At 63.2% G+C, this 2980-nt stretch carries 3 protein-coding genes; 2 read left to right on the top strand and 1 reads right to left on the bottom strand.

What is annotated here, in order from left to right; all coding sequences use genetic code 11:
- The first annotated feature begins 181 nt into the window (after positions 1-181).
- Both cysS and ACGVJ8_RS04190 read left to right on the top strand, forming a co-directional pair.
- Entirely contained in the window at positions 182-1663 is a 1482-nt protein-coding gene (gene cysS / locus ACGVJ8_RS04185) for a cysteine--tRNA ligase (protein WP_392345708.1), read from the top strand.
- A 20-nt stretch (positions 1664-1683) separates the two neighbouring features.
- Positions 1684-1926, top strand: a complete 243-nt coding sequence (locus tag ACGVJ8_RS04190) for a hypothetical protein (RefSeq protein WP_392345710.1) — start codon at positions 1684-1686, stop codon at positions 1924-1926.
- A gap of 20 nt (positions 1927-1946) precedes the next feature.
- Here ACGVJ8_RS04190 and ACGVJ8_RS04195 read toward each other — a convergent pair.
- Positions 1947-2980, bottom strand: a 1034-nt coding sequence (locus ACGVJ8_RS04195; protein WP_392345712.1) for a sodium-dependent transporter, incomplete at its 5' end; no start/stop codon positions are given.

Raw genomic sequence — 2980 nt, forward strand, 5'->3', positions numbered from 1 at the left:
TTAAAAGAATATTCTCTCCACTGAATGATCTTCTTTCAGGGCCATTGCGGAGCCAAGAGTTCCCCTCTCCAAACGGGTCTTCCTGGTAGCAATTTGGCACCACGAGCTGTGAAGCCGGCTGAAAACCAACAATCCCACCTACCGAACAGGCCGTAGCCTCAGCCGCAGCTTCTGAACGGCTGTGTCCCTGCGGCTCACCAACACCCTCACCCGCCGCACCGAGCCGTTCACACCCCTAACCCCGGGGAAGGCCAGCATCTATTGCTGCGGCGTGACGGTCTACAACCTCTGCCACCTGGGCCATGCTCGCAGCTACATCAACTGGGATGTGCTGCGGCGGTATCTGATCTGGCGCGGCCTCGAGGTGACCTTCGTTCAGAACTTCACCGACATCGACGACAAGATCCTCAAACGGGCCGGCGAAGAGAACTCCTCGATGACCGACGTCAGCGAGCGCAACATCGCCTCGTTCCACCAGGACATGGACGCCCTCGGCATCCTGCGGCCCGATCGGATGCCCCGCGCCACCCAGTGCCTGGATGGAATCCGCGCACTGATCGGCGAACTGGAAGCCAAGGGTGTGGCCTACAGCGCTGAGGGGGATGTGTATTTCGCGGTGATGAAGCATGCCGGTTACGGCAAGCTCAGCGGCCGCGATCTGAGCGAACAGCAGGACAACGCTGCCGGGCGCGTGGCCGATGCCGAAGAGGCCCGCAAGCAGCACCCTTTCGATTTCGCGCTCTGGAAAGGGGCCAAACCCGGAGAACCCAGCTTCCCCTCCCCCTGGGGTGAGGGACGCCCCGGCTGGCACATCGAATGCTCAGCCATGGTGCGGGCGGAACTCGGCGACACGATCGACATCCACCTGGGTGGAGCCGACCTGGTGTTCCCGCATCACGAAAACGAGATCGCCCAATCCGAAGCTGCCACCGGTCAGGACCTGGCCCGAGTGTGGATGCACAACGGCATGGTCAATGTGGGCGGGCAGAAGATGAGCAAATCGCTCGGCAACTTCACCACCATCCGCGCCCTGCTGGAGAGCGGGGTCTCGGCGATGACCCTGCGCCTGTTTGTGCTGCAGGCCCACTACCACAAACCACTTGATTTCACCGCCGAGGCCCTTGAGGCCGCAGCCACCGGCTGGAAGGGGCTGAATGCAGCCCTGAGCCTTGGCGATCGCCACAACGACAGCCTCAGCTGGAGCACGACCGCACCGCTCACAGAGGGCGCCATGACGGCCGATGGAGGTCCAGCCGACACCGCTCTGGTGGAGCTCGAGCAACGCTTCATCAGCGCCATGGACGATGACCTCAACAGCTCGGGCGGACTGGCCGTGCTGTTTGATCTGGCCAAGCCCCTACGGACCCTCGCCAACCGGCTGGAACGGGGGGAAGACGCCGCCCTGCCTGAGCCGGAGTTGAAGGGTCTGGAGGGGCGTTGGCAGCTGCTGCGGCACCTGGCGGCGGTGCTGGGACTGCGCTCGGAAGCCGAAGCCGCCGCCAGCCTCGACGACGGCGCCATTGATTCAGCCATCGCGGCGCGCAAGGCAGCGAAAGTCGCGAAGGATTACGCGGAGGCCGACCGGATCCGGGATGAGCTCGCCGCCCAAGGAGTGGAGCTGATCGACAAACCCGGCGGGGTGACGGAGTGGATCCGCGCCTGATCCCGGCAGACTGAACCCCAATGCTGTCGCTCCCCATGCTCTGGCTGAAGAAGCTGAACTTCATGGAAACCGCCAAGCTCGAGATGGAGCTGATGAAGGCCCTGGATGCCGGCGAGGATCTCGAGGCGAAGCTCGCGGCTCAGAAGCAGTTGGCCGAGTCCACGGGCGATGCGGAGCAAGCCTGGAAAGCAGAGGTCTGGGACAAAATGCTGCGGAGGATTCGCAAGATGGAATCCATGCTCAACTCTCCTGATCAGCCGTAGGCACTGGCGAGGCGAATTCTTCAGCTGGGGATCAGATCAATCACGGTGATCACCAGACCAACAGCGATAACCGGCGGCGAAATCCAGCGCAGCATCACCAGCAGAAAGCGCTGGAGCCAGATCGGGCTCCCCGAATGGCTGAGCTCCTCCTGGAAGCGAGCTGGAAGCACCCAGCCCAGCAACAAGGCCAGGAGCAAGCCCCCTAGAATCAGCAACAGGCCTCCCAACACGGAATCCATCCAGCCGAGAACCTCCATGGAGGTGGCCGCCGGAAGACCGGCCACAAAGATCAACGCCGTGGACACCCAGACGGCCCGGGAACGGGTCCACCCCAGACGATCGATCAAACAGGCCACCGGTACCTCCAACAGCGACACCGCTGAGGTGATCGCAGCAATCAGGGCCAGCGCAAAAAAGAGCACCCCCACCAGCTGTCCTGTGGGGCCAAGCGAGCCCAGGCCCGTGGGCAGGGCGATAAAGATCGTCCCCAGCGTGGAGCCACTGATCACATCCTGGAGGCCAAAGCTCATCACTACGGGGAAGGTGACCATGCCGGCCAGCAATCCCACAGCGGTATCCATTCCCACCACCGCCACGGCTTCCCGCGGCAGGTGAGCGCGCCGGCTCAAGTAGGCCGAATAGGCCAGGATGCAGCCAATGCCCGTGCCAATCGAGAAGAAGGCCTGGGTGAAGGCATTGCGAATCGTGGTGGGGTTGTGCAGCTGGCTATTATCCCAGCGGAGCAGGAAGATGCGATAGCCCTCGGAGGCCCCATCAAGACCAGCGGCCCAAACCGCGAGGCCAATCAGCAGCACAAACAAAAGCGGCAGCCCCCAGCGGGACAACCGCTCGATGCCTCCACGCACGCCGGCGGCCACAACAGCAGCAGTCGCCACCAGGCTGAGCAGCTGGCCGATCAAAGCGGAGTGGCCGCCACTGAGACCGGCGAAAAAGGCTTCCGCCGAGGCGATATCCGCCGGGAGTCCCTGGGTTAGGGTCTGCACCAGCGTGGCCCCGGTCCATCCCATCAACACGGCATAGAAGGCCAGAATTC

It is taken from the genome of Parasynechococcus sp. (genome assembly GCF_042954245.1).
Classification (GTDB): Bacteria; Cyanobacteriota; Cyanobacteriia; order PCC-6307; family Cyanobiaceae; genus Parasynechococcus.